Below are 767 nucleotides of genomic sequence, written 5' to 3' on the forward strand. Positions count from 1 at the left end.
TCAGGATTAGTTGGCCGCCCTCGTCGGTTACGCCGTTGATTGCGGCCGCGTAGTCTAGGGCGCGCAGTCCGATAACTGCCAGCACTACGGTTAGCACTACTAACTCAACGAAGTATGCCTGCCAGCGCGTGGATCCAAGGAACCTCGATGCTAGTGAGGTGGCTCGGCCGGTGCGGGTTTCGCCTTCGGCTTCCTTTTTACGGCCGGAGCCGGACACAAGACGCAAGGTGATAAGGCCGATGATGCCAATGAGGCTGGTCCACGCGAACAGTTCAACGATCCATTCCCACAGGGGGAAATGGTCGATTGCGCCCAAGGAGAATGCGGGTGCGCGAAGTTTACCCATGCCGGTAGCAAGAGTGAGCGCCAGGATAGGGAAGGAGAGCATGACGAACCAGTGCGCGATGCGAACGCCGGGCCGGCCACGGAACTCGCGGTGGCTCAGCACGGTTTTGATGGTCATCCACAGGCGCGGGCCAATCGGGCGGAGACGGCCGGGTGCGCTCTGACCGGTGGCAACGCGCTGGTACATGACTATGAGGGCGCGAACGAAGGTCAAGATCGCGACGATGGTCGCGATGACGGCGATCGCAAAAAGGGTTACGCGCAAGGTTGCAGGGGTCATGGCCTTCGCTCCTTCACGGTTTAGGGCCTGTCCGTATTATCGCTTTATTGCGCCGCCGTCTCAAAAATTCGTTAGTCTGATTCTGGCTGTAAGCCAGTTAGCCGCTTTCGTTGCGAGTGAGGACAGTTTTGGTCACGATTTT

General features: G+C 58.8%; 1 pseudogene. It reads right to left on the reverse strand.

Features of this window, described 5'->3' with window-relative positions:
* Positions 1-625: pseudogene (locus HMPREF1627_RS00770) on the reverse strand (Fe-S oxidoreductase); the annotation flags it as partial.
* Positions 626-767: the final 142 nt, after the last annotated feature.

The organism is Actinomyces sp. S6-Spd3, from assembly GCF_000758755.1.
Taxonomy (GTDB): Bacteria; Actinomycetota; Actinomycetes; order Actinomycetales; family Actinomycetaceae; genus Pauljensenia.